This is a genomic window from Faecalicatena contorta, assembly GCF_022835095.1.
Taxonomy (GTDB): domain Bacteria; phylum Bacillota; class Clostridia; order Lachnospirales; family Lachnospiraceae; genus Faecalicatena; species Faecalicatena contorta.
In genome coordinates, this window is record NZ_BQNQ01000001.1 from 3,642,331 (window position 1) to 3,666,090 (window position 23,760).

Genomic DNA, 23,760 nt, shown 5'->3' on the forward strand with positions numbered 1-23,760 from the left:
ATCTTCGCCTCATTCCTTGTAAGTGTATAAAAACACATCTTCCAAGCCAGCCTCACACTTTTTCCACTGCGGATTTCCCTGCTCCGCAATGAACCGCACCACAAAATGTCTTCCTTCCTGACGCTGGGAAAGAATTTGGTACTGTTTTTCCCAAAGATGCATCTGTTCCTCCCTGATTTCTGCCTCAAAGACTTTCCCATCCAGCATGGTGCAGAGATTTTCCGTAGTATCATTGGCGTATACCTGTTTCTCCTTCAGCATAATAATATGGTTGGCAATAAACTCCACATCCGAAACGATGTGTGTGGAGATCATAACAATCTTATCCCTGGAAAGGGAACTTAATATTTTTCGGAATCTCACACGTTCCTTGGGATCCAGGCCTGCCGTGGGCTCATCTAATATCAGGATCTCCGGATTTCCGAGTAGTGCCTGTGCGATCCCTACCCGCTGTATCATTCCACCGGAAAATTTCTTCATTTTCCTTTTTGATACCTCTGCAAGCCCCACCGTATCCAGCAGATGAGGAATCTCCCGCTGCAGTATTTTCCGGTCAATCCCTTTCAAAATACCGATATACTCCAGATAGCGCTCAGGTGTATAGTCCCTGTAATAGCCAAATTTCTGCGGCAGGAAACCGATCTTTTCCCGGTATGCTTCATCCAGCTTCTGTATCTCCCTGCCCTCCCACAGGATCGCCCCCTCTGTAGGAAAAAGAAGGGTAACCAGCAGTTTCATCAGCGTGGTCTTGCCGGCCCCGTTCGGCGCCAGAAGGCCATATATTCCAGGATGCAGCTCCAGATTAATATCTTTTAGCGCAGTAAAGTTTTGATATTTTTTTGTAACATGATTAACTTGCAGCATCTGCATACTCCTTTCTGAACGGCTGTCCTGTCATTACCAACAGCTGCCTGACGTGAACCACTGCCGCAACAGCACCAACAACAGCAAACAAAAGCACCGGAATCCCTTCCATCAGCCTTTCGTACCACGCAGCCGACATCTGAAAGAATACAAGATTGGCCAGAATCCAGCCGGCTCCCGCTGCTGCCCCCCATCCGGTTTTCTTCCCCCGTTCTATCCCCATGGCCAGGAGAAGGGAAAAAATCATCAGGGATGCAAAAGCCGTTGCCGCCAGCCGGAGAAAATCAGCCGAATACCGCACTGAGAGGACTGCCGCATAAATAAGGTTAAGGCCAATACCGATCAGGCTGTTTGAAAACATACGCGCTGTCATCAGGTGTAAAAAGGTATACTTGTAACTCATAAGCTGTTCATACGTCTGATTCTGCCGCTCTTTCACCAATGACAGATAGAACACCGAGGCATATAAGACAGGCGCCGCTGTAAATACGATGCTGCAGGCGCTGGCTAGGCCGGCGCCCACAATCCGTAATCCAATGTACATGAACGCTGCCGCAATGCAAAATGAGACAGACAGGATATCTCCCATGCCCGCGTACAGCTGCCCAAGTCCAATCCCCTGGAACAGATCCCACAGAAATGAATTTACTCCCTTATTTAGCGGCGTTTTAGTGAGCTCCTCCGCAAGCCTCATATTCTGTTCTTTTTCCTCTGCTTTTTTCCACATGGCATCTAAAAATTCTTTTTCCCTCTGTGTCATCCATTTTCCCTCCTTTTCCTCTGCAGCTTTTTCCTTGCTCTGTGCAATACTATTTTTATCTGCGCAATATTCTTTTCCATAACCGCTCCAATCTCCTGGTAGGACAGGCCCTCCACACAGAAAAGATAAAGTACACGCCTGTATTCTTCCGGCAGTTCCTCTATCCAATGTACCAGTTCGCAATACGCTTCTTTCTTCAAGTAAATATCCTCTGGCGTTGGCGGGGATTCCCCTGCACTCTCTGCCGTCCCCAGCTCCTCTGTTACATGGCGCCCTCTTCTCCTCAGTTCATCCAGCGATTTATGTTTGACTACTGCAAACAGATAGGTCCGAAACGTGCAGGCTTGGGGCAGGCGCTCCCTGTGCACATAAATATCGGCAAAACTGTCCTGTACAATATCCAAGGCAGTCTGCTCCTCTTTGGCATATTGTATGCAGAACCGTACAGCATCCCGATAATGCCTCAGCACCAGTACATCATAGGCCTGTTTCATATTTTCGTTTTTCACCAGCCCGATCAGCTGCCCATCCGTTTTTTTCTCCAGGTCTTTCAGATTCATTACGTTTTTCCTTCCGGTTGTAAAAATATCAAACAAGATTCGCTTTCTATCTATTAGTCGAATTAGATTTAGAAAAGTTACACTTTAGATCATAAAAATAAAAGTCCTGGTTCTATAAATTCAGGACTTTTATTTTTATTCTTTTTACAAGATTGATCATCACTTTTATTTCCACTCCTTTAGGAGGGCCTACTATCCTTTTCACTTATACTTATTTTTACAGATCCAATCCATGTTTCTATGGCCTGGGCCAGAATCATCTGCTGCCGAAGGACGGCTTTTCCGGTTTCAGGAATTTGGGGATTATCTTCTTTTTCTGTTATGTTTTCTTCAAGATAAGATTTCAATGTTTTTATGTTACTTTCTATACTGGTAAGACAGGCTTCCTGGTCTTGCAGGGAGAGGCTGTCCAGATTAACTATAACTGCATTGAAATCCAGAAATATGTTGACCGGCTGGGCGGCTATCTTATGCATTAGATTTTCGAATTCCGCTTCTCCGGACTCTGTCAATGAATAAACGGCTTTTTCCGCCATCTTTCCTTCCTTTACCATCGTGCCTTTGATATAGCCTTTCTGCTCCAGCTGTATGACTTTCTTATAGATTGAGGGCGTGCTGATCTTTACCCATTTGGATATGTTTCGGTATTCTACCAGTTTCTGAATGTCATATGCGCTTAACGGCTCCTTTTTTACCATCCCTAATACAATTAAATCTATTGTTGCCATAAATATCCTTCCTTTTCTTATTCGTCTTGACAATTACTATAAATTATAGTATTATCATTTTTATCGCTCGTTTGCTATAATTTATAGTACTTCATTTTACACTTTATGTCAAGTGGAAGGAGAATTTATTATGAAACAATATAACAAAAAAATGGAACTGCTTGGAAGCGCCCCTGTGTCAAAAGCGCTTTTCGCACTGGGGCTGCCCACCATGATTGGTATGATGGTGAATGCGCTTTATAATCTGGTGGATGCCTACTTTGTAGGAGGGCTGGGAACTACGCAGATGGGCGCCATTACTGTTGCATATCCCCTTGGCCAGGTTGTGGTGGGACTGGGACTGCTCTTTGGAAATGGCGCCGCTTCCTACCTTTCACGGCTGTTAGGGCGCGGGGAGAAAGAAGCAGCAGACAAAACCGCAAGCACTGCTATATACAGCAGTATCTTTGTAGGAGCGGCAGTCATTATATGCATCCTCATATTTCTGGAACCCATTCTGCGCCAGATAGGCGCCTCAGACAGTGTCATGCCTTTTGCGGTTACTTATACAAGTATCTACATTGCTTCCTCTATATTTAATGTCTTTAATGTCACCATGAACAATATTGTTTCCAGTGAAGGTGCTGCCAAAGCAACCATGTGCGTACTGCTGGCAGGAGCCGTGATCAATGTTATTTTAGACCCCGTCTTTATCTATGTTCTCGATCTGGGCGTAGGCGGAGCAGCGACCGCAACAGCCGTTTCGCAGTTTGTCTCTACTCTGATATATTTACTATATATATTCAGGAAAAAAAGTGTATTCAGTTTTAGTATCCGGAAATATTGTTTATCAAAAGATGTGATGTCAGAGATTTTGAAAATCGGGATTCCCACACTGGTATTCCAACTGCTGACCAGCCTTTCTATGACCATGATCAACGACGGGGCAAGGACCTATGGTGATTCTGCTCTGGCCGCGATGGGGCCTGTGACAAAGATTATGTCTGTGGGAAGTCTGATGGTATTCGGTTTTCTCAAAGGTCTGCAGCCCATCGCAGGCTACAGTTATGGCGCGAAAAAGTACGACCGCTTAAAAGAAGCCGTAAAGACTTCCATCCTGTGGGCAACTATCTTCTGCCTGATCTTTGGTCTTGCCGCCGCCATATTTTCTACAGCGATAATTTCTCTGTTTACAAAAAATGACCCGGAAATGATCCGGATCGGACAGGCGGCCTTAAGAGCAAACGGGCTTTCTTTTGTGCTCTTCGGTTTTTATACCGTATACTCCTTTCTGTTCCTTGCTATGGGAAAAGCAAAAGAAGGCTGCTTCCTCGGCGCCTGCCGGCAGGGCATATGCTTTGTTCCTGTTATCCTGATACTTCCAAGAGTTCTGGGACTGAACGGGATCCTCTATGCGCAGCCGGCTGCCGATGTAATCGCTGCAGCCATCACCATATTTATGGCTTTGCGCCTGCAAAAAGAATTGCAATAAAATGATGTTATACGATGTACTAGAGCGTATCTGAAAATTGCTTGTTGCAAGATGTTGTCCCAGTTTGTGGGATATTTACTGCCAAATACAGGAGGCGTAGTGGGCTGCGTTAACTGGATTTGGCAGTAAATAGACCGTGAAGCGGGGCGGCATATTGCGGCAATGAATTTTCAGACACGCTCTAGGATCCATGGGCCTGTGCGTGCCGAATTCCCTGTTCCGTAATGATGTCGTCTCCCCTGTACTTTTTGAGATCATCCCCCACAGGACAGACGTTCATACATACACCACAAGGCCAGTGATTTTCATTCTTAATGTCTACATGATGCTGCGTACAGGCGATTTTATCATAACTAAAGAGATTATTTTCTTTCTCTTCAAAGCAATGAACCGGACAAGCTTTCAGACATTTTTTACAGTGAATGCATAAATCCTTCTTCAACTGCGGATCTGGGCTGACTGGCGCGTCGGTCAACACGGAAACGATACGAAGGCGGGGACCGTATTCCTTTGTGATCAGATTGTGGCTGTCACCAAAGGTACCCATTCCCGCATAGTACGCTGCTACAACATGGGAAAAAGAAGCATTTGGGTTTTTCATAAGCACATCAATGGAGTAGTAACAGTCTCTCGGAAAGAACAACGCCCTGTATCCTAATTCTGTAGTAATATAATTAGTCAGCTTATATGCAATTTCATCCAGCACCCGGTTGCTGGTGTCATATAATTCCTGATATACCATGGAGGGGGTAGTGAACGTCATCGGGGCAAACAGCGGGATTCCCAGTACAATTACATTTTTAACCCAGGGCCAGGAATTCTGCGGCCAATATTCCGGATGCTGGATCGGTTCCGTTTCCCATTTATCAACGGAACAAACGCTCACCAGATTTGCGCCAAGATCTTTTGCTTTGTCAACGATTTGTTTTTTTATTAATTCATCTTTCATCGTCAGCTTCCCCTTCCTTTCCATTTTCTAATTTGGTACGGCTCTCCCCAGTATAAAGAATAGCATACACCTTCTCAATTCTTGCTGGATCGCTTTCCTCAATGTTACCATCGTAGTATACGGCTGCTTCGTCGCCAATCTGCAGATCCGTGGTGCTGTCTTTTCTTTCTACGTCCAAAGAGACCAGGATCTCCTGATTCTCAGCTATTGTTTCCTCACTTTCGCTTACCTCTAACCTTGCGTATCCGTCTTTTATCTCCAGCACGGTTCCTTTGATGCTTGGTTCATGGTCTATTATGTAGTTTATGTCTTTTGAACACCCTGATATACAGATGCTTAGGGCTATTGTGAGCAAACCAAATCGTATTTTTCTCATAATTATCCTCCCTGAATCCCAGACTGTTTCATCCTTGCATTATCTCTGCCAGCTGAATACAAAATTATATGTCTATTACAAGTTTTTCCTTAATTTGATTTTATCACTGCGAGATATAAAAGTCATTCCTTTTCTTCTGTATTAAGAATACTTATTATAATAGTCCGTACGATTCACACCTCACCTAAACTCTAAATCGGGATTTAGCGACGAGCTTTAGCCTCGGCGCGGATGGGGGCGCTCCATAAAGGGATAGCCGAAAACCTCCCGGAGAACATCCATGTCCTTTCAAAAACGCGGCCGCGGACCTAAGAAATTCTAGGCGGGAAACAGCCCGGAAAATGGAGCACCACTGACACATCACGAGAAATCCGATGATTTCTCGCGCTGGGTCATCTGATTTTTGGATTCGGAATCCAAAAATCTCTCCATTTTCCGGGCTGTTTCCCACCAAGAATTTCTAAGGTCCGCTTTGAGCGTTTTTGAAAGGACATGGATGTTCTCCGGGAGGCTTTCAGCTATCCCTTCATGGAGCTGGCGCATCCAACCGGCAGAAAAAAGCTCGTTTCTAAGGAGAGGCCTCAAGCGGGGGCAGCGTATGGTATTGAATTGGCGGGACTTTTATGCCCCCAGTAGGTGTACATAAGCAATGGGATACGGTTCCAGTATCAAAATAATTCAATACACATCTTGAAGATGAAAAGATACGCATAGCCAATCCACATCCGCTGCCCTGGTCCGGGACCCTACCCGGTTGGCGAGCTTTCCTGCCGATTGGATGAGCCAGCTTTATGACAGGGAGGCCGGGGAGGTGCTGGGGCTGTATATGCCGTTGCGATATGCTGGAGTGCGCTTAGTGATTCTTGAACAGCCGATGCCGGATAGGCGGGGAAAAACTTGATCTCCAAATCAAGTTTTTGCTGAACCCAGCGCGGGAAATCATCAGATTTCCCGTGATGTGTTCAGCGTACCCGCCTATCCGGCATCGGGTGTTCTAGAATCACTTAGCAGCACGGGTGCATATCGCAACGGCATATACAGCCCCAGTGCCTCCCCGGCCTCCCTGTCATGAAGCGTCCCCGTCCGTCGACTAGGCTAAAGCTAGCCGACTAAATCCCGATTTAAATGTAGAGTCCAGCCAGAAAAGTAACTGATTTTCCATTTTCTCATTTACAATATGCCTGCAAGCCTTTATAATTAGGACGAGTTTTTATATAATAGCATGTAAATGAATGGAGGAAAATATTTTGTTTAATAAATATTTATATGTCTTCTTAATCTCAATGGTACCGCTCATCGAACTGCGCGGGGCTATTCCTTATTCCCAGCTGTTCGGGCTTCCCCTGCTGCCGTCCTATATCATTGCGGTTATCGGTAATATGCTTCCTGTCCCTATTATTTTCCTGTTTGCAAGAAAAGTTCTGGAATGGGGATCTGATAAACCAGTGATCGGAAAGTTTTTTTCTTTCTGCCTTGAAAAAGGTCACAAGGGTGGTCAGAAGCTGAAAGAAAAAGCTGGAAAAGGACTGCCAATTGCCCTTCTTCTATTTGTTGGGATTCCGCTTCCGGGCACCGGAGCCTGGACGGGAACACTCGCAGCAAGCTTACTGGATATGGATTTCAAATCAAGCGTAATCGCGGTGATGCTGGGAGTGCTTTTGGCCGGAATCATTATGGGGGCGGCAAGCGCTGGACTATTTGGGGCCATTGGGGCACTGTTTGGGTAAGGTAACGGAAGTAATAAACTTGTTGGTTAAGGGGGGCTATGTCGGATCAGACATAAGTCTCCATTAAAACCTCACAGTCATTTCCAAGAAACGTTGTCGTGTTTTGAAATGATTGTGAGGTTTTTATAGTGCTTACGCATGGCTCTTTATAAAACTTTCTATGGAGCCAAGTGGAAAATACATAATTTTAAATAAAAAAAGGGGCAAGCCCGCATGGGCTTCCCCCCACTCACTCATGAGGAGCTTTGCACACTTTGGCACCGCCGCGATGCCGCCTTGCGGCTATATACCTTATCGCGGGGTGTGCATCCTCCCAGAGGTTTTTTATGATATAGGAAATTCCAGAGGCATTTCCTATATCATAAAAAAATAACAGTATAGATACAATTATCAATGTATCCACACTGTCACTCCTTCTAAAACTTTTCGAACAGGGGATGAGAGAATCGAACTCCCACCAAAGGTTTTGGAGACCCCTATCATACCATTTGACCAATCCCCTTTATAATGCGACATCTTTCTCAGTCACTTGATTATTATACCCAGCCCAACTCTATTTGTCAAGAAAAATCTCCATATTTTTCATATAAAAATCCCCTGATATTTTTCTGCAAACTTTCTTATACAAATGATAAATTAAATGTTATGCTTCCCCTAAAAGGAGGTATCAAAATGATATATATCAGGCCAATGAAAGAAGAAGATTGTGCTTACATTTATCGTAAAAATAAAAGAGCACAGCGATGCAGAACGAATCGTCGTACAGCCTGAGAGGGAGAACCGCGCATCCTGCGGAGTATTGCGCTCATGTGGCTTTGCTTATGATGATGTAAGTGATATCTATGTACTGCCTTTATGATCTGAACCCCCGGTCGGTTGTTCCAGTCAGCCGGAGCATGGAATACCCCCGCATTCATCCGGTCAAATATACCGTCTCACGCTCTTCATATATTGTATATACTTCTCACCAAATTTCTGTATGCACCATCTTTCCTCCGAAAGAATAATCCAATGAGCCGATATCTGAAACGCCAACACAAAAACCAAAAGCAACAGTGACTGCGTCAGTATAACACACCCCATAAAAAACACAAAATAAGCCACATACATTGGATTACGCGAAATCCGGTAAATCCCATTCGTATTCATCCCGTTCTCAGCAGGAGCCGCAAAATTAACCACCGATACCAGCAGTAAAATAACGCCTCCCAAGTACACCCCTGCTCCCACAGCAAAACTCCAGACTGGCATCCTCCTAACAGCAAGAAAAATCAAATAAACCAAAATAGCCACATTAGAAATCTGGTATACCCCGTAAGCCCCCTTCTCCCCTGCAGACAAAGGTGCAAAAAATGCAGCCCGCCGAACCGCCTCCTTATTCAGAATCGATAAAAGCCCAAAACGAATCAGAAAAAAAGGCACCAATAAAAAAATCCCCATACCGCCGCATCCCCCATATACATAACAACCATTCCACAACTCAGTCTAAACCAGCCTCACCTAATAAAAATCTACCATCTCATAACCGGCTAATCAAACCAATCTGCCAAAGCACCTTACAAAAATACTAATCTCCCTCCAAGAAAAAGTCAAGCACTACCGCCCACTCCTTCCGCCCGGATGTACCTAGCCTTCCAGGTGCGGGATTTCAGGCGTAGGCAAGGGAGGTTTTAACGCCGCTTTCTGTAAGCATAGAGAGCGCCCTACAAACACTTAGTAAAAACCATGCCGGATGGAGAGGATAAAATTTGCTCACCAAAGCAAATTTTAAGGCGGCCTGAGCCGCGCAATTCTTCAGAATTGCACGGTGAATGCCGCCGGGCCTTTCCATCCGGCATGGTTTTTACTTAGTGTTTGTCGGCACACGGACCGTTTACAGAAAGCGGCGTTAAAACCTCCCCTGCCTACGCCTGAAATCCCGCACCTGGAAGGCGCCCCCCTTACTCCAACACCTCTCTGGAGATCATCGCCTTATCCATTGCCGTCATATCATCCTCCGGGATCTCGTAGATATCCCCTTCTGTCTTATTGACATGCACCGTAATATTCTGAACCTCACCATACTGAATTCCCCCATCCACAGTTTTTTTCAGTATATCATAGTAAAGTTCATAAACACTGTTCTGCATATCCTTATCGGAGGGCATTTCCTTCCCGTTCATTACTTCATTTGCGACTTTTGTTGCGTAGTCCTTAGCCTGTTTCTGAAACTCGTCATATGTATCATCAAAAAGTGTAACCGGCTCAATTGACACGACAACAGTAAAGTTGCCTTCTTTATCTTCTACGGCTTCCCCTACTGAATACTTTACATTCTTTGTCAGGTTTTCAAACAACGATCTAAACTTTTCTTCCAGCTCATCCGGAAAGTCCAGAGATTCAAAACCTTCCATAGTGATATCCATCCGCTTTTCGAAAATCTTTTCAGCCGCCTCTTTAGACGATCCCGTTAATTCAATATACTTGTCCGTCTCGTTCTTATATGAGACATCCAATAGGGCCTGCGTATAACCGGCTGCATCAAACTTTTTCCCGCAGCCTCCCAACAGAAGCAGTGTCATTGCCGTCAGCAAAATGGCTGATATTTTTCTTTTTTTACTCATAAAATTTCCTCCTCATGAATGCTTGTCAGGTATTATAGCATGGCCTGTCCGGCAAAAAAAGTAAAATATTGGCAGCATTTCCAATAAATTTATTTTCTGCTACTGTACAGTCATCCGCAAGAGAAAACCTTCGATAAACTTTTTCGAGCTAATTCTTCCCGGCTCCCCAGACTGATCTTTTAAATTTCTCATTTTGATCCGAACCTGCCCAAAGTCAAACAGTAAATTGGCATAGTCTGCAAATATGGGATCATAGTAGTCCTCCGCGCCCATATGCGCAATATTATCCAAGGCCTTCTGCATAATTCTCCGGATTCTCTGCTCAAGCGCCTTTCTATTCAACTGAAGCTGTTCCTCCCCATACATCTCTCCTGCAACTTTTTCATATACCTCTTTTATTTGATAACTCTTTTCCTTTTTCTGAAACTCCATCACCGTGAATACAATCTTTTTCAGCTCATCGGTTCCCTTCATTCCCAGGATCCCGATATCAGTGCATATTTTCTGAAACCGGTCACCAAGCATGCGGAGAATATGGAAATGGAGGCTGGGGGAGTATTGAATTATTGGTTATGGCACGCTATAATCATGGATGATATGATCCTCATTTTCTTTTCATAAATGAATTTGAGGTTTCAACTTCTCGTACACTGCAATAAAATTTATATGTGTGGAGTTATTTAAGAAAGGAGGATTGAGAATTTATGCTTAATCCTATTGTTATTATTGCGTAAGCAAGGCTATCGCAATGGGTAAATATGAGTGGGTGTTGCGGATAGACCTTGCAGTTCCTGATAGACTAGTCACATTAGGAGTGTAATATGGGATACAAAAAAGCAACACACGTTCTGCCGCATGATTTACTTCTGAAAGTTCAGGAATACATTGACGGAGAATTTTTGTATATTCCCAGAATTTCTGATCATAAGAAAAGCTGGGGAGAAACAACATCAACCCGTCAGGAGTTACAAGATAGAAACCAACGTATATATGCTGACTACCTTGCCGGGAATCAAATGGAATTCCTTGCTGAAAAATATTTTCTATCTTTGAAGAGTATTCAGAGAATTATCGGGCAGTTAAAAAAAGAATATAATTGAGGGAAACGGGCTGGTATGTTTTATAATATATCAGCCCGTTTCTTATGTTCATTTATGAAAAGAGTATTGGGTTTGGTTCTGTATTGCGGGGTGATACAATTTATTTGCAAGAGAGTTTGCGAAAGTATGAAAAAAGACGAAGGAGGTAAAATTTATGAAAAAATGTTGTGAAAATCCGCCTTTTATTTTTTAGCTTAGTGGATCAGGAGGAATTACGGGATGCAAAAAATTGTTTGGGAGGTACAAAATCTTTCCCTGCTGCCTGTACTTAAATATTGTAAGAAATGCGGCAGAAAAAGTCAGTTTATCTGCTCCCGTCAATTTCGGGTAAATGCGAATCGCAGATGCCTGGACATTTGGTTGATTTACAAATGTTCTGACTGCAATACCACATGGAATGCAGCTGTTTATTCCCGTATTTCCGCACAAGCATTCAATCCGGCGCTGTTAGAACGATTTCATAAAAATGATAAAGATCTTGTAGAAGAATATGCAATGGATAGCCGCTTTTTACAAGAGAATGGCGCAGAAACCGGCCTGCCCGGTTATGCTGTTATTGGTGACTGTTTTTCTTTAAATAAGGCAGTAGAACTTAAAATCAAAAGTAAATATTCTCTTCCTGTTAAGATATCTTCTGTTGTGCGGGGCAAATTACAGCTTTCCCAAAAGGAATACCTGCATCTGATTACAAATGGGCAAATAAAAAGTGTTCCAGATCAGGATCTGAAAAAGTGCAAATTAAAGAAGGGTGTTACCCTTGTTTTTGATAAAAGGTTAGGCAGTAGCACATGATATCCCTTTTCCATAGCTTCCGTCTAGTATTTTTCTGGAATCCGAACATTAGCTGCATTATGAAACTTATATTTTTCTGCCATATGCTTCCTCATACAAACCAAAATGTAACGGTAACAATCTGCGATGCTATCTCCAAAGGAACCGGCGTTCCCTTCACGTAATTGCTGAAGCGCTGTATTGGCTTGCTTATTGAGACGTGAAAGCGTATGTTTCTTGGACGGATAATACGCAAAATGATGCCCCCATTCAAGAAGATGATTGGTTTCAGATAATATAACGTATAAAGGTTTTAAAGTGGTGTGTCTCATTATTGCTTCTAAAAGATCTGCTAAATGAATAGAATTTGAGGAATTAAATCTGTCTGCTAACTCGTCCAATTCTGCTCTGGTAATCTGCGGAGCCGCAGCTAAAGCCGCCGGCCGAATAATCATTACCATAAGCTGCAGGGCATGAAGGTAACGTAATGCCTTTTCTACATATCCGGAATTAAGAGCCAGCTGATAAAGCTTCGTGTCATCTGGTTCTATCACCATCGTACCTTTCCCATTTAACGTTTTTACAAAACCTCTTTGCTCAAGTTCTGACAATGCCTTTCTTACTGTCGATAAAGAGACACCGTACCGGCTGGCCAGCTGTTTTTCATATGGAAGATACATTCCAACAGAATATTCTCCAAGGCCAATTTTCCGATTCAACTCATCAACAATTTTTGAGTAATAGTAATCCTGACCGCGCATGGGATTCCACGAAAACGGCATACCAGTTTGTACCGGACATTTCGGAGTTGTGTCCGATAAATAATTTAGCGTACTCTCAATGTAACCCGTAAGCATTTGATACATATTTGATAACTGGTTGTACTTTGTGAGCGGATCATTGCCCTTTAATACATCTATTATTACACTGGTTACGGATATAGACCCCTGTGGAAAGTGCTTCGAGAAATAGGGGCAATCTTCTGTAAAAAATGTAAGCTTATTGTAAAGGCCGAATGTAGAATAGAGTTCGCTGAATAAAGGATTGCCACCTATTCTTAATATATCATATCCCAATTTAGAGGGAGGGCGCCATCCGCCAGCGGAACTTCCCAAACGCAAAACTTTTATAGCCTGGTTATAGTGAGGCATTATCTCCACATCACACCCCTGCAAGGAAAAAACCAGAAGTGAAGGCAGTATAAGGGCAAAAGTCTGATATACCTGTAAAATCCCTTCCTTTTGTCTTAAAATATCAATAACCGTATTTGACGGATTAGTCGTATCTTTTTTTGAAACAACGATTGGTGCAAGGCGAGGCTGAATTTCTACCAGCCCTTCCTCCCGCAATGCGTCAAAGACACGGTTAATAGTATATCTGCTTACATGAAACTGGTCGCAAAACATCCTTGAAGACGGCAAGGCGCTTCCAGGAAGTATCTGGCCCTCCAAAATGCACTGCTTAATTTCGTTATATACAAATGCAAATTTTGTTTCTTGTGGTTTCATAACTTGTCTCCTGTCTGTCTGAATTATATCATGAAGAACCGTTTTTGTCAGTATCAAATCGCCTCAACCTATATGCACACCTTACCAATATGGATATTGCCAGTATGCATGGATAACATTTATAATAAAACCGTGAAATTATTAGGAAAGAGTTTAAGCATCATGGAAAAGCAAAAAATCTTAATCATGGACGATTCAGAAATGAATCGCGCTCTTTTGGCAGATATCCCAGAAGAACAATATGATGCATCAGCTAAAACAGACTAAAAACCAAGTGACTATATGCATTCTGGACGAGAAAGAGAATAACATCTAAAAAGGAGGAATTACATCAATGGGAAACAGTCAGAAGAAGAATCCTACAACGCGCTTTCTTATAATTAGTTTTATTGGGCTTTTGATCTTTAGTATTATTATTTTCAGCCTGCTCGGAATTTATATGAGTCAAAAGAGTAAACAGGCCGTTTACGATATTGGAAAAATTTATATGTCCGGAATGAATAAACAAATGTCCAGGCACTTTGAAACTGTCATTAAACTGCGTTTTGATCAGGTCAGCGGCATTGTTTCCGTTGTCTCAACAGATAATAACAAGCAAGAGGAGCTATATGAGGAGCTCATTTACAGGGCACAAGTCAGAGGTTTTGACTATTTAGCACTTTGTTCTGCCGGTGGAGATTTTCAGACACTCTATGGACAATCCATACAGCCGCTTAACCCGGAACCTTTTGTAGAAGCATTATTGCAAGGAGAGCAAAGAGTTGCTGTAGGCGTTGATGCTGCTGGAAATGAGGTGGTATTGTTCGGCGTTGACGCTGCTTATCCTATGCACAATGGCGATAGGTGCACCGGCCTCATCGCAGCCGTTCCACTGGCATATATCACCGATTTCCTTGCCTTAGAGGATGAAGAGCAGCTGATGTATTATCATATTATTAGGCCAGACGGTAGTTTTGTAATACAAAACCCTAACACTGAGTTGTATCATATCTTTGAACAACTGCAAAGGCAGCTTGATTCCCCGGCAGATGAATTATCTAAAGAAAATTCTATTGAGAAATTTGGCGCTGCGCTAAAAAATCATGAAGAATATGCTACAACTTTTGAAGTAAATGGCGAAGAACGGCAAATCTATGGTATATCATTACCCTATTCTGAATGGTATTTAGTATCGGTAATGCCTTATAGTATATTGGATGATGCCATAAACAATCTGAGCAGCCAGCGTATATTCATGACATTATTGTCCTGTGCTTCTGTTTTAATCATTCTGACATTAATTTTTCTCCGGTATTTCTCCATAACCCGTTCTCAGCTGTATGAATTGGAGAAGGCCCGGCAGGCGGCTATTAAAGCGAACAAAGCCAAAAGTGAATTTTTAGCAAATATGAGCCATGATATCCGTACCCCCATGAATGCAATTGTAGGAATGACCGCGGTTGCCACAGCCCACATAGATGACCGGAAACAGGTACAGAACTGCCTTAGAAAAATCACATTGTCGAGTAAACATCTATTGGGGCTGATTAATGATGTTTTGGATATGTCTAAAATTGAAAGCGGTAAATTAACTTTAACAACAGAGCAAATTTCATTAAAGGAAGTTGTGGAAGGAATTGTTAACATTATACAGCCACAGGTTAAGACAAAAAAGCAAAATTTTGACATACATGTGGAAAATATCTTAACAGAAAATGTGTGGTGCGATTGCGTACGCTTGAATCAGGTTTTGCTGAATCTCTTATCGAATGCAACTAAGTATACACCGGAGGGCGGTTCGATACTATTATCACTTTCTGAAGAAAAATCTCCGAAAGGAGAAAACTATGTCCGAATTCATATCAAGGTCAAGGATAATGGAATTGGTATGACGCCAGATTTTTTAAAGAAAATATATGAATCCTACAGCCGTGCGGATGGAGCCAGAATACATAAAACTGAGGGCGCCGGTTTGGGAATGTCTATTACAAAGTATATTGTGGACGCAATGGACGGAACCATTGATATACAAAGCGAGCCTAATAAATGGACAGAATTTCTTCTCATGTTTGATTTTGAAAAAGCGTCTGCAATGGAAATGGACATGGTTCTTCCCCCTTGGAATATGCTGGTGGTTGATGATGACGAATTATTATGTAAGACAGCCACAGACGCGCTAAAATCCATCGGGATTAAAGCTGAATGGACATTAAGCGGTGAGAAGGCCATAGAATTGGTAAACCAACACCACAATAAGAAAGAGGATTATCAAATTATACTATTAGATTGGAAACTGCCCGGCATGAATGGGATCCAGGCTGCAAAAGAAATCCGGCGCAATCTGGGAGATGACGTACCCATCCTGCTAATTTCTGCATATGACTGGAGTGAATTTGAAGCCGAGGCCCGTGAGGCTGGTATTAGTGGTTTTATATCCAAACCGCTTTTTAAATCTACGCTGTATCATTCTTTGCGTCGGTATATGAACGTTGAAACGGAACATGGCCAGACATTGGGCCAAAGTATTGATCTATCTGGACGCCGTATTCTGCTTGCCGAGGACAATGAGCTTAACTGGGAAGTCGCAAGTGAATTGTTGTCCGACTTGGGCGTGGAGCTGGATTGGGCAGAAGATGGAAAGGTATGCCTGGATAAGTTCCAAAAATCATCGGAGGGTTATTACGATTTTATTCTTATGGACATACGAATGCCGCATATGACAGGATATGAGGCAACAGAAGCAATTCGGAGACTGAATCACCCTGATGCCCTATCCGTTCCAATTATTGCCATGAGTGCGGATACTTTTTCAGACGACATACAGCATTGCCTGGAGTGCGGTATGAATGCCCATATAGCAAAGCCGATCGACATTGTAGAATTAACCCGCTTATTAAAAAGATATTCCATATAAATCCAGTCCTAAAAAGCGCGTGTCCGGTCCGGAAGCGGCCTGGAGTTGCCTAGCCGCCCACCACCACCGCCACGAATCCGCTTCCCCCTATTGATATACCACAGGCATACATCTGCCCGTCGGTCTGCTGTATATATGTGCAGTGATCCATATATTCCCGGGCCTGTTCCGCGCCATAGAGAGGGTATTCTTCATAGTCTCTGTAGGCCAGCCGGTCGATCCACACGGCTTTCACCCCTTCTCTTACTTTTTTAGGGTCTGCAAGTGTATCCGCTTCTGCTTCAGAACCGCCGCACTGCCCGTATCGGTTATCCCCCCACATCCAAAGGGAATCATCTTCCCTTATGGCAGCCATGGCGTAACATCCGGCGGTGACATATCTGGCATGATCTGCAACCTGGACGGCCCCGTCCCATGATACCACCGTGTTTCCTGCTGAATCCAGAAGACTTCCCATACACCAGACCGTTCCATCATTTTTCAGGATGACGAGGCCGTATTCGCTGCAGTCTGCAAACGCCACGTCTTCCATAATCAGAGCCGGCGTCAGGGACTGGCCGGTACCCGGCAGATTACCTGCCCCCCATAGTTCGTCTTTATTGTTCAGATAGACCATAAACTCACTTCCCTGAGCCACATGTTTCACGTCCGGTGCCAGTTCCGTTATTCGGTAGAACCCTTTGGCCGTGAGATCGGATTCCGTATTGCCAAGCCCCAGCTCCCCGTGCCTGTTGGCGGAGATTCCGAATAACTTTCCATTTTCTATAAAGAAACGGCTTTCCTGATTTACCGTATTATTAGAATAACATTCATCCAGTCTCAGTTCTCTGGACGACAAATGTAAGGCACTTTTGTCTGGTGTAAAGACAAAGACAGAATCCTGATTTTCCTGTGTTTCCGTTGTTTCTGCGCTCTGCCCTTCCTCACCGCCGTTACCTTCCACATCCGTATCAGACTCCAGGGAGCTGCTGACCGGATCCTGGATATACCCGCCATAACTATTCTCCTGATCGATGCCGGATCCCTTTCCGGCATCGATCATCCAGTCTCTGTAAACAAACATAAATGCCCCCAAAAACAACAAAGCAAATGGAATTATCGCTGTTTTTAGATCCTCTTTCCAGGCAGATGTTCCTTCTTTTACAATATATTGATACTTTCCCCGGCCATATTTTTTCAAGATATTCCGAACCGCGCTGATTTCCGCTGTAGTCATACTATCTTTCCAGAAATACACCCTGCCCACATAAAAGGAAGATTCTTCTTCTCTTATTTCTTTCACCGCTTCATAAGTCTGACGGATTCTCTTATTCCCCTGCAGGAACTCTATACCGTTCTCATCGATTATAATGTCGGTTTGGTCTGCGCTCTTCTTTACCCGCAGCTTTATACTCACCGTGATGTAAGGAAATACTTTTACAAACAGCCTGAACAGTACGAGCACCGCCACAACGATTCTGAAAAACACGTTATAATTATCCGGCAGAAAAACACACATGCAGAGCAGTGATGTGAGAAATGCGCCCAGTATATGCCTTCTCCACTCACTGTAGCCGCGGCCTCTGTTATACTTCAGAGAAAGAAGCAGGTCATTTCTCTTCCGGGCACGTTTATTTCTATTGATATCTCTTGTATGCAAAATCTTCAGTTCCACTTTTTCCCCGCCCTGCTTTTCTTCATATTCATGAAAAATCCTGCAGTAATGCGCCATCTGATTCCTCACATACAAAATATCATCTCTGGAAAGATACCTTTTGTCCAGTCTGAGTTCCCGGACAGGCCCGGTGATCTGAAACGCATCTGCGTTTTCCTCCACGTCCAGTAGGTCATTATAATAGTAACACTCCTGTGCCCCTGAGACGTATCGAAGCAGAATATACTCTGTGTTAAATTGTCCTTTTAAACTTTTCTCTTCGAATTCCCTTATCCTGGCTTCTATACTATTTTTCTGCAGACTGACGGATATCCTTACCACAGCAGTCAGCAGCACTTCTGATATTACAGCCAGCAGAAGAATATAGCGTATTTGAAAGTGTTCCTTTGGTATCAGCCAGGCAAACAGCAGAAAGTAAATCAATATAATCCCCAGGCTGGTAAGGGGACCTGCCCATATTCCTCTCTTTTGGTTTAATATTCCGGCTCTCTGCCTGAGGTTCTGAGGCACAGTATCGTATACAAACCATTCTTTTGTATATTCTTCTTTTATTTGCTCTGTTATCATGGGGTGTCCTCCTTGTCTCCCGGAACATAGTAACTATATTCTTTCTTTTCCCTTGTATCAATTTCTTTTTTCATAGCCGGAGGATCGAGTCCCACACTTCCGTCTGTGCCATAACTCACCTGAAATGCCAGGTATGCCCCTTCTCCTTTCATAATCCGATACGTAGTTTCCCCCTCGGTCTCAGATTTTTCTGCCGGATGGTTTGGATCTATATACGTGTCCCGTGAATTGATTTTCATGAGATAGTCAAATCTGTCGCCTGCCATCAGTTCCATATGCTCAATCTGCCTGCTTACGTCGATCCCATTCACTGCCTGCCGTTTATCATTTTCCTCCATAGCGCATCTTGCAATCCAGAAAATATCTTCCGAATCAGTCACTACTTTGGCACTTCCATAAATATCTGCATCATAATTTGTCAACGCAGGATCCTCTTTTAAAATCGATCTCATCTCTTTTTGCAGATCTTTTCCCCTCTCTGTTTTGTCCATAGGCTCATATTCCGTGTCAAAGTCTATCGGCGCCTGGGTTTGATAGAACTGCATGGGGGCCGATTTATCCATGGTCACTCTGCATAATGTGATAGTTCCTCCTTCTTCCAGAAAATTGTTTTTTCCTATTACACAGCTCTCATCCAACACAATTGTCCACTGTGGAAGCCCGTTACGGCATAGGGCAACCGCCAGAGTTCCGAACTGGACACATTCATCGAATGTGTAGGTCTCTTCTGTCTGTGAGGCAGTGCGTATTGTGATGCCGTCTATTCCTCTTTCGATCTCCCAGCCTGCCAGGTTCTTTCCGATTCCATCCCATTTCCCGGTGATCACCGTGTACACATAATCCGAAGTAATTCCATTGCCTCTATCCCCATAAGTCAGGACATACTGGTGCACGTTTCCGTCGTCGGGAGAAGTATAGGTTACCGCACAGACATCATCAGCCAGCCACTGCAGCTTCATATCCCTGTCTGCGGTGTAAGGAAACTGGTCGGATACTTTGGCAAAACAGAGCCTCTGATTCAGATAGGTTGTGACCCTGCCTGCTTCCTCTTCGTATTTCATCACTGCCATGTGTTTCAGATCCGGTGATACACTGATCACAGACGACTGCCCTCCTCCCGAATGGAGCCCATATACCAGATTCATTAAAAAAAGGATGCCGCCTGCTGCCAGGCCGATATTCCTGATCCATTTCTTACGCACAAGCATGCCAAGACTGGCAGCTGCCATCACGATAATAAACCCATTTACGATATAAAACAGACTATCTATTATGTATTCAAAATGCAGCGTTCTTCCCACGATAAGATAGAACATCTGAAGAGCAAAAACGGCGAGAGCCAGGATACCTGTAACTGATCCCGTGATCAGGCGCCCTCTTTTCATATTTTGAACCGGCGGCAGTATCACCTGTTCTGTCTCTCTTTCCCCTCTCAGCAGCTCATCCACGCTGACCTCCAGCACACCTGCCAGCGTTTCCAGCACACTGACATCCGGCATTCCTCCGCCTGTTTCCCATTTAGACACGGCCTTATTCGTCACCCCCAGCCGCTCAGCCAGTTCTTTTTGTGTCAGTCCGATCTCTTTTCTTCTTCTGGCAATAAATTGTCCCGTCTTATTTTCCATCTCGTGCCTCCCAACCAAGCCTATTGTTTTCTTAATCATAATCATACCAGAAACCCCAGAATTTACAATACACGGGCCGTTCTACCCGGTCTACGGTGGGTAGAACGGCAAAATACAGTTGACAAACTGCATTTATGGGCATAAAATGATAGCAAGCACTTGCATGGAGGGAAGAAAAATTGGATGAGACCAGACAGAAAATAATCGATGCAACCATGTCCCTGATCCGGGATAAGGGATATGTTGCAACTACAACAAAGGATATCGCGCATATAGCCGGTGTGAATGAATGCACCCTATTCAGGAAGTTTAAAAATAAAAAAGACATTGTCATGAGTGGGATAGAACAGGAAAAATGGCGGGCCAATATTACCACTGATATCTTTCAGAATGTTGTATGGGAACTGCAGCCCGACCTGGAAATGTTCATGAAGGCCTATATGGACAGAATCACCCCGGACTTTGTTAATCTGTCAATCGGACTGAGGGCGCCTCAGCTTTATGAAGAGACTGCCCCGATGATTATGAAGATCCCTCAGGCCTTTATATCGACTCTTGTAGATTATTTGTACAAGATGGAGGAATTAGGAAAGATACCGCATGCAGATTTTGAGGGCATGGCAATGACTGTTTTCTCCGCAACATTTGGCTATACATTTTTAAAAGCCTCTTTTGATAATAAACTTTCAGAGATAAGCCCGGAAACATTTATAAAAAACAGCGTATCCGTATTTGTAAAAGGGGTCTCTTAAGACTGATCCGAGATAAACTGATAGTGGTACTGTATCGGCAGTGCCACTTTATTTAAAGTTTATGCATGCAAGTACATGCATTATAGGAGGTACAAACTTATGATAACAGGAGCAGAGTTATTTGTAAAAGCGCTGAAAACCGAAGATGTGAGCACTGTGTTTGCCTATCCCGGCGGGCAGGCAATCGATTTATTTGATGCCCTTTATGGGGAAGATACAATCGAGCTTATTGTACCAAGACATGAGCAGGGGCTGATCCATGCCGCTGACGGATATGCCCGTTCCACAGGGAACGTGGGGGTCTGCCTCGTGACAAGCGGGCCGGGGGCAGCGAACCTGGTCACCGGAATCGCCACAGCCAATTATGACAGTGTACCGCTTGTCTGCTTCACCGGACAAGTGCCCCGCTGCCTTTTAGGGAAAGATGCTTTTCAGGAAGTTGACATTGTCAGTATGACTTCCAGCGTCTGCAAATATGCTGTAACAGTAAAAGATCGGGAAGACCTGGGAGCAGCCATCCAAAAAGCATTCCATATTGCCAGAACAGGTAAACCCGGAGTCGCTGTAGTGGATCTTCCAAAAGATATCCAACGCGAATTAGGAGACAGCAGATACGATAAAAGCCATGCAGCCTGCAGCCCCCGGCCTGTCTGTCCCATCTCTGAGGAGCTGGCAGATAAAGCCATGACGCTCTTATCCCGCGCCCAAAGGCCATTATTCCTGATCGGAGGCGGCGTTCATATCAGCCGGGCAGAAAAAGACATGCAGCGGCTTGCCGAGATAACAGGCGTTCCAGCCGTCACCACCATTATGGGAAGAGGCGCAATTCCAACAACGCACGGGCTCTATGCCGGCAATCTTGGCATTCATGGCTCCTACGCCGCGAATATGGCTGTCAGCAGCTGTGATGTGCTCTTTTCGATCGGCACCCGCTTTAATGACCGTATTACGGGCAGGCCCGAAGAATTTGCACCAAATGCTTCGATTATTCATGTGGATATCGATTCTTCGGTCATATCCAGGAATATCCCCGCGAATCTCCCCATCCTGGCCGATGCCGGTTCAGCAATTCGTTCATTTACCAGACGGGCTGTAAATCTGCCGCTTGAAAACTGGATCCGGCAGATCCGCACATGGCAGAAAGAGCACCCTCTTGTGATGAAGGGAAGCGGTATCACACCCGCAAAAATCATCCGGACCATTAACAGTACCTTTCAAAAGTTGATTATAGCCACCGATGTCGGGCAGAATCAATTATGGGCTGCCCAGTATCTGGAGCTGAATGAAAAAAAGAAGATGCTTACATCCGGGGGGCTCGGCACAATGGGATATGGATTGCCCGCCGCAGTCGGTGCCAAGATCGGGAATCCAGACACCAGGGTCGTACTGATAACCGGAGACGGCGGCCTGCAGATGAACATTCAGGAAATGGCAACAGCCGTGGCTTATGAACTGCCGCTTATTATTTGTGTCTTGAATAACGGATATCTGGGCAATGTAAGACAATGGCAGGAAATGTTTTTTGGCAAAAGATATTCCGGTACATGTATGCGTTATAGAAAAAGCTGCCCCGCTGCCTGCTCTGCCCCGTCTGAACATTGTCCCGTATATACTCCGGACTTTATAAAGCTGGCGGAAAGCTATGGAGCAAAAGGAATCCGCGTAACCCGGGAAGAAGAGATTCTTCCAGCGCTTAAAGAGGCCGAAAGGTCCACGGCTGTGCCTGTCCTGATTGAATTTATGATCGAAAGAGAAGAAAACGTTCTTCCAATTGTCCCTCCCGGAAATGCTCTGGATGATATGATAGTATATTCTGGTTAAGCAGGGTCAGTCCCGCCCAACATCAGCGATTTCGTTATAAACAGTAACTGCGTCCAGAATGTGGTACTGCTCTGTCTCATGGGATCCCGGAGCATGTGCGGTGACCAGGATATACTCTTTTCCGTCCACCTCCGCCAGGCTTGCCAGACATAACCCTGCCTCGTCTGTGTAACCGGTCTTGCCGCCCAGAATTTCCCCGCTTTTAAGACCGGTATTCCCTGCGTTTTCAAACAAAGTGCTCCCTATGGTGAACCCTTCCGGATGCACATCCGTTGGCTGCACCGTATAACTTCTGGTTGTAAACACTTCACGGAATTCTGTATTTTTCAGTGCACAGGCAAGCAGAATGGACAGGTCCCGGACCGTTGTATAATGTTCTGCATCCTGAAGCCCGGTCGTATTGCTGAAATGTGTGTCATCCATCCCAAGTTCGGCTGCTTTTTGATTCATCAGGTCCACAAAACCCTGCTCAGATCCCGAAACCGCCTCTGCCAGAGTCAGGCAGCACTCTGCTCCCGAAGCAAGTATGACACCATATATAAAGTCCCTGGCCTTCGCGGTTTCGCCTGGTTCAAAACCAGCCATCGATGCATCCATCTGATAAAGATACTGGTAAAAATCGTATGGGCTGGTTATTAGCCCATCAAGATCAGAAACATTTTCAATCGCCACTAATGCGGTCATAATCTTGGTCAGGGATGCCGGATAGATCCGATCCCCTGCGCCCCTCTGGGCTATAGTTTCCCCATTCTTCAGTTCTGTCAATATTGCATTCGGACTGTTCAGCTTGTCCATGCTGATGTTCTCTGAATGCAGCTTACTGTTATTGACATGTATGCCCGGTTCCTGTCTTCTGATTACGGACAGCACCGATGTTGCCGCTACTAACAATAGTACTAGCAGGGCCAGTAAAATCAGTATCCGCCTCAGATATTTCATACGTCTTCTTTTTTTCCGCTGAATCTTGGAGCTTATCCGTATCTTATTTCTTTCAGTTTGATATCTTGCATCTTTTTCGTATTGTTTTCTGT

At 44.3% G+C, this 23,760-nt stretch carries 20 protein-coding genes and 1 tRNA gene; 7 read left to right on the forward strand and 14 right to left on the reverse strand.

What is annotated here, in order from left to right; translation table 11 throughout:
- Nucleotides 1–9: 9 nt before the first annotated feature.
- The 4 genes from MWG26_RS16390 to MWG26_RS16405 all read right to left on the reverse strand — a co-directional run bounded on the left by MWG26_RS16390 (nucleotide 10) and on the right by MWG26_RS16405 (nucleotide 2,912).
- Entirely contained in the window at nucleotides 10–864 is an 855-nt protein-coding gene (locus MWG26_RS16390; RefSeq protein WP_025656628.1) for an ABC transporter ATP-binding protein, read from the reverse strand.
- Nucleotides 851–1,624 (reverse strand): hypothetical protein, encoded by a 774-nt coding sequence (locus tag MWG26_RS16395; protein ID WP_117441328.1) that lies wholly within the window; start codon nucleotides 1,622–1,624, stop codon nucleotides 851–853. Before MWG26_RS16395 ends, MWG26_RS16390 begins: the two co-directional genes overlap by 14 nt.
- Complete coding sequence (locus MWG26_RS16400) at nucleotides 1,621–2,184, reverse strand: RNA polymerase sigma factor (RefSeq protein WP_025656625.1); 564 nt, start codon at nucleotides 2,182–2,184, stop codon at nucleotides 1,621–1,623. Before MWG26_RS16400 ends, MWG26_RS16395 begins: the two co-directional genes overlap by 4 nt.
- 179 nt (nucleotides 2,185–2,363) lie before the next feature.
- Nucleotides 2,364–2,912, reverse strand: coding sequence for a PadR family transcriptional regulator (locus MWG26_RS16405; RefSeq protein WP_025656624.1), 549 nt, complete (start codon nucleotides 2,910–2,912; stop codon nucleotides 2,364–2,366).
- A 130-nt stretch (nucleotides 2,913–3,042) separates the two neighbouring features.
- Here MWG26_RS16405 and MWG26_RS16410 point away from each other — a divergent pair, with 130 nt between their 5' ends.
- Nucleotides 3,043–4,383, forward strand: coding sequence for an MATE family efflux transporter (locus tag MWG26_RS16410; RefSeq protein ID WP_044927135.1), 1,341 nt, complete (start codon nucleotides 3,043–3,045; stop codon nucleotides 4,381–4,383).
- Nucleotides 4,384–4,564: 181 nt separating this feature from the next.
- Here MWG26_RS16410 and MWG26_RS16415 read toward each other — a convergent pair whose 3' ends face one another.
- The gene (locus tag MWG26_RS16415; RefSeq protein WP_044927134.1) at nucleotides 4,565–5,332 is read right to left on the reverse strand and encodes a 4Fe-4S dicluster domain-containing protein; all 768 of its coding nucleotides are present in this window, start codon (nucleotides 5,330–5,332) and stop codon (nucleotides 4,565–4,567) included.
- Complete coding sequence (locus tag MWG26_RS16420) at nucleotides 5,322–5,708, reverse strand: DUF3221 domain-containing protein (RefSeq protein ID WP_025656623.1); 387 nt, start codon at nucleotides 5,706–5,708, stop codon at nucleotides 5,322–5,324. Before MWG26_RS16420 ends, MWG26_RS16415 begins: the two co-directional genes overlap by 11 nt.
- A 1,247-nt stretch (nucleotides 5,709–6,955) precedes the next feature.
- Here MWG26_RS16420 and MWG26_RS16425 point away from each other — a divergent pair.
- Complete coding sequence (locus MWG26_RS16425) at nucleotides 6,956–7,435, forward strand: COG2426 family protein (RefSeq protein WP_025656622.1); 480 nt, start codon at nucleotides 6,956–6,958, stop codon at nucleotides 7,433–7,435.
- A 431-nt stretch (nucleotides 7,436–7,866) separates the two neighbouring features.
- Here the strand turns inward: MWG26_RS16425 and MWG26_RS16430 are convergent.
- From MWG26_RS16430 to MWG26_RS16445, 4 genes are all read right to left on the reverse strand, one after another.
- A tRNA-Trp gene (locus MWG26_RS16430) sits at nucleotides 7,867–7,937 on the reverse strand.
- Nucleotides 7,938–8,356: 419 nt separating this feature from the next.
- Complete coding sequence (locus MWG26_RS16435) at nucleotides 8,357–8,875, reverse strand: methyltransferase family protein (RefSeq protein ID WP_025656621.1); 519 nt, start codon at nucleotides 8,873–8,875, stop codon at nucleotides 8,357–8,359.
- 500 nt (nucleotides 8,876–9,375) lie between these two features.
- Nucleotides 9,376–10,038 (reverse strand): hypothetical protein, encoded by a 663-nt coding sequence (locus MWG26_RS16440; protein ID WP_025656620.1) that lies wholly within the window; start codon nucleotides 10,036–10,038, stop codon nucleotides 9,376–9,378.
- Nucleotides 10,039–10,137: 99 nt separating this feature from the next.
- On the reverse strand, nucleotides 10,138–10,563 hold the full coding sequence (locus MWG26_RS16445; protein WP_025656619.1) for a DNA-binding domain-containing protein: 426 nt from the start codon (nucleotides 10,561–10,563) through the stop codon (nucleotides 10,138–10,140).
- Nucleotides 10,564–10,859: 296 nt separating this feature from the next.
- Between MWG26_RS16445 and MWG26_RS16450 the strand changes: the two genes are divergently transcribed.
- Together MWG26_RS16450 and MWG26_RS16455 are read left to right on the forward strand one after the other, a co-directional pair.
- Entirely contained in the window at nucleotides 10,860–11,138 is a 279-nt protein-coding gene (locus tag MWG26_RS16450; protein WP_025656618.1) for a CD3324 family protein, read from the forward strand.
- A 219-nt stretch (nucleotides 11,139–11,357) separates the two neighbouring features.
- Entirely contained in the window at nucleotides 11,358–11,930 is a 573-nt protein-coding gene (locus MWG26_RS16455) for a DUF1062 domain-containing protein (RefSeq protein ID WP_025656617.1), read from the forward strand.
- 23 nt (nucleotides 11,931–11,953) lie between these two features.
- Here MWG26_RS16455 and MWG26_RS16460 read toward each other — a convergent pair whose 3' ends face one another.
- Entirely contained in the window at nucleotides 11,954–13,417 is a 1,464-nt protein-coding gene (locus tag MWG26_RS16460; RefSeq protein ID WP_117441315.1) for a GntR family transcriptional regulator, read from the reverse strand.
- A gap of 334 nt (nucleotides 13,418–13,751) precedes the next feature.
- Here MWG26_RS16460 and MWG26_RS16465 point away from each other — a divergent pair, with 334 nt between their 5' ends.
- Nucleotides 13,752–16,310, forward strand: coding sequence for a hybrid sensor histidine kinase/response regulator (locus MWG26_RS16465; RefSeq protein ID WP_117441314.1), 2,559 nt, complete (start codon nucleotides 13,752–13,754; stop codon nucleotides 16,308–16,310).
- A 49-nt stretch (nucleotides 16,311–16,359) separates the two neighbouring features.
- Here the strand turns inward: MWG26_RS16465 and MWG26_RS16470 are convergent, their stop codons facing one another.
- Together MWG26_RS16470 and MWG26_RS16475 are read right to left on the reverse strand one after the other, a co-directional pair.
- Complete coding sequence (locus tag MWG26_RS16470; RefSeq protein WP_117441313.1) at nucleotides 16,360–18,531, reverse strand: RCC1 domain-containing protein; 2,172 nt, start codon at nucleotides 18,529–18,531, stop codon at nucleotides 16,360–16,362.
- The gene (locus MWG26_RS16475) at nucleotides 18,528–20,156 is read right to left on the reverse strand and encodes a helix-turn-helix domain-containing protein (protein ID WP_117441312.1); all 1,629 of its coding nucleotides are present in this window, start codon (nucleotides 20,154–20,156) and stop codon (nucleotides 18,528–18,530) included. The genes MWG26_RS16470 and MWG26_RS16475 overlap by 4 nt, the downstream gene beginning before the upstream one ends.
- Before the next feature lie 179 nt (nucleotides 20,157–20,335).
- Between MWG26_RS16475 and MWG26_RS16480 the strand changes: the two genes are divergently transcribed.
- Nucleotides 20,336–20,908, forward strand: a complete 573-nt coding sequence (locus tag MWG26_RS16480) for a TetR/AcrR family transcriptional regulator (RefSeq protein WP_044927123.1) — start codon at nucleotides 20,336–20,338, stop codon at nucleotides 20,906–20,908.
- A 99-nt stretch (nucleotides 20,909–21,007) separates the two neighbouring features.
- On the forward strand, nucleotides 21,008–22,729 hold the full coding sequence (gene ilvB, locus MWG26_RS16485) for a biosynthetic-type acetolactate synthase large subunit (protein ID WP_025656613.1): 1,722 nt from the start codon (nucleotides 21,008–21,010) through the stop codon (nucleotides 22,727–22,729).
- Nucleotides 22,730–22,735: 6 nt separating this feature from the next.
- Here ilvB and MWG26_RS16490 read toward each other — a convergent pair whose 3' ends face one another.
- Complete coding sequence (locus MWG26_RS16490) at nucleotides 22,736–23,668, reverse strand: D-alanyl-D-alanine carboxypeptidase family protein (RefSeq protein WP_044927131.1); 933 nt, start codon at nucleotides 23,666–23,668, stop codon at nucleotides 22,736–22,738.
- Nucleotides 23,669–23,760: the final 92 nt, after the last annotated feature.

Coding starts and splice junctions, on each gene's coding strand:
- MWG26_RS16460 (WP_117441315.1), bottom strand. CDS start 13,417: ATGAAACCACAAGAAACAAAATTTGCATTTGTATATAACGAAATTAAG.
- MWG26_RS16490 (WP_044927131.1), bottom strand. CDS start 23,668: ATGAAATATCTGAGGCGGATACTGATTTTACTGGCCCTGCTAGTACTA.
- MWG26_RS16405 (WP_025656624.1), bottom strand. CDS start 2,912: ATGGCAACAATAGATTTAATTGTATTAGGGATGGTAAAAAAGGAGCCG.
- MWG26_RS16435 (WP_025656621.1), bottom strand. CDS start 8,875: ATGGGGATTTTTTTATTGGTGCCTTTTTTTCTGATTCGTTTTGGGCTT.
- MWG26_RS16410 (WP_044927135.1), top strand. CDS start 3,043: ATGAAACAATATAACAAAAAAATGGAACTGCTTGGAAGCGCCCCTGTG.
- MWG26_RS16400 (WP_025656625.1), bottom strand. CDS start 2,184: ATGAATCTGAAAGACCTGGAGAAAAAAACGGATGGGCAGCTGATCGGG.
- MWG26_RS16395 (WP_117441328.1), bottom strand. CDS start 1,624: ATGACACAGAGGGAAAAAGAATTTTTAGATGCCATGTGGAAAAAAGCA.
- MWG26_RS16450 (WP_025656618.1), top strand. CDS start 10,860: ATGGGATACAAAAAAGCAACACACGTTCTGCCGCATGATTTACTTCTG.
- MWG26_RS16390 (WP_025656628.1), bottom strand. CDS start 864: ATGCTGCAAGTTAATCATGTTACAAAAAAATATCAAAACTTTACTGCG.
- MWG26_RS16440 (WP_025656620.1), bottom strand. CDS start 10,038: ATGAGTAAAAAAAGAAAAATATCAGCCATTTTGCTGACGGCAATGACA.
- MWG26_RS16475 (WP_117441312.1), bottom strand. CDS start 20,156: ATGGAAAATAAGACGGGACAATTTATTGCCAGAAGAAGAAAAGAGATC.
- MWG26_RS16445 (WP_025656619.1), bottom strand. CDS start 10,563: ATGCTTGGTGACCGGTTTCAGAAAATATGCACTGATATCGGGATCCTG.
- MWG26_RS16415 (WP_044927134.1), bottom strand. CDS start 5,332: ATGAAAGATGAATTAATAAAAAAACAAATCGTTGACAAAGCAAAAGAT.
- ilvB (WP_025656613.1), top strand. CDS start 21,008: ATGATAACAGGAGCAGAGTTATTTGTAAAAGCGCTGAAAACCGAAGAT.
- MWG26_RS16420 (WP_025656623.1), bottom strand. CDS start 5,708: ATGAGAAAAATACGATTTGGTTTGCTCACAATAGCCCTAAGCATCTGT.
- MWG26_RS16465 (WP_117441314.1), top strand. CDS start 13,752: ATGGGAAACAGTCAGAAGAAGAATCCTACAACGCGCTTTCTTATAATT.
- MWG26_RS16470 (WP_117441313.1), bottom strand. CDS start 18,531: ATGATAACAGAGCAAATAAAAGAAGAATATACAAAAGAATGGTTTGTA.
- MWG26_RS16455 (WP_025656617.1), top strand. CDS start 11,358: ATGCAAAAAATTGTTTGGGAGGTACAAAATCTTTCCCTGCTGCCTGTA.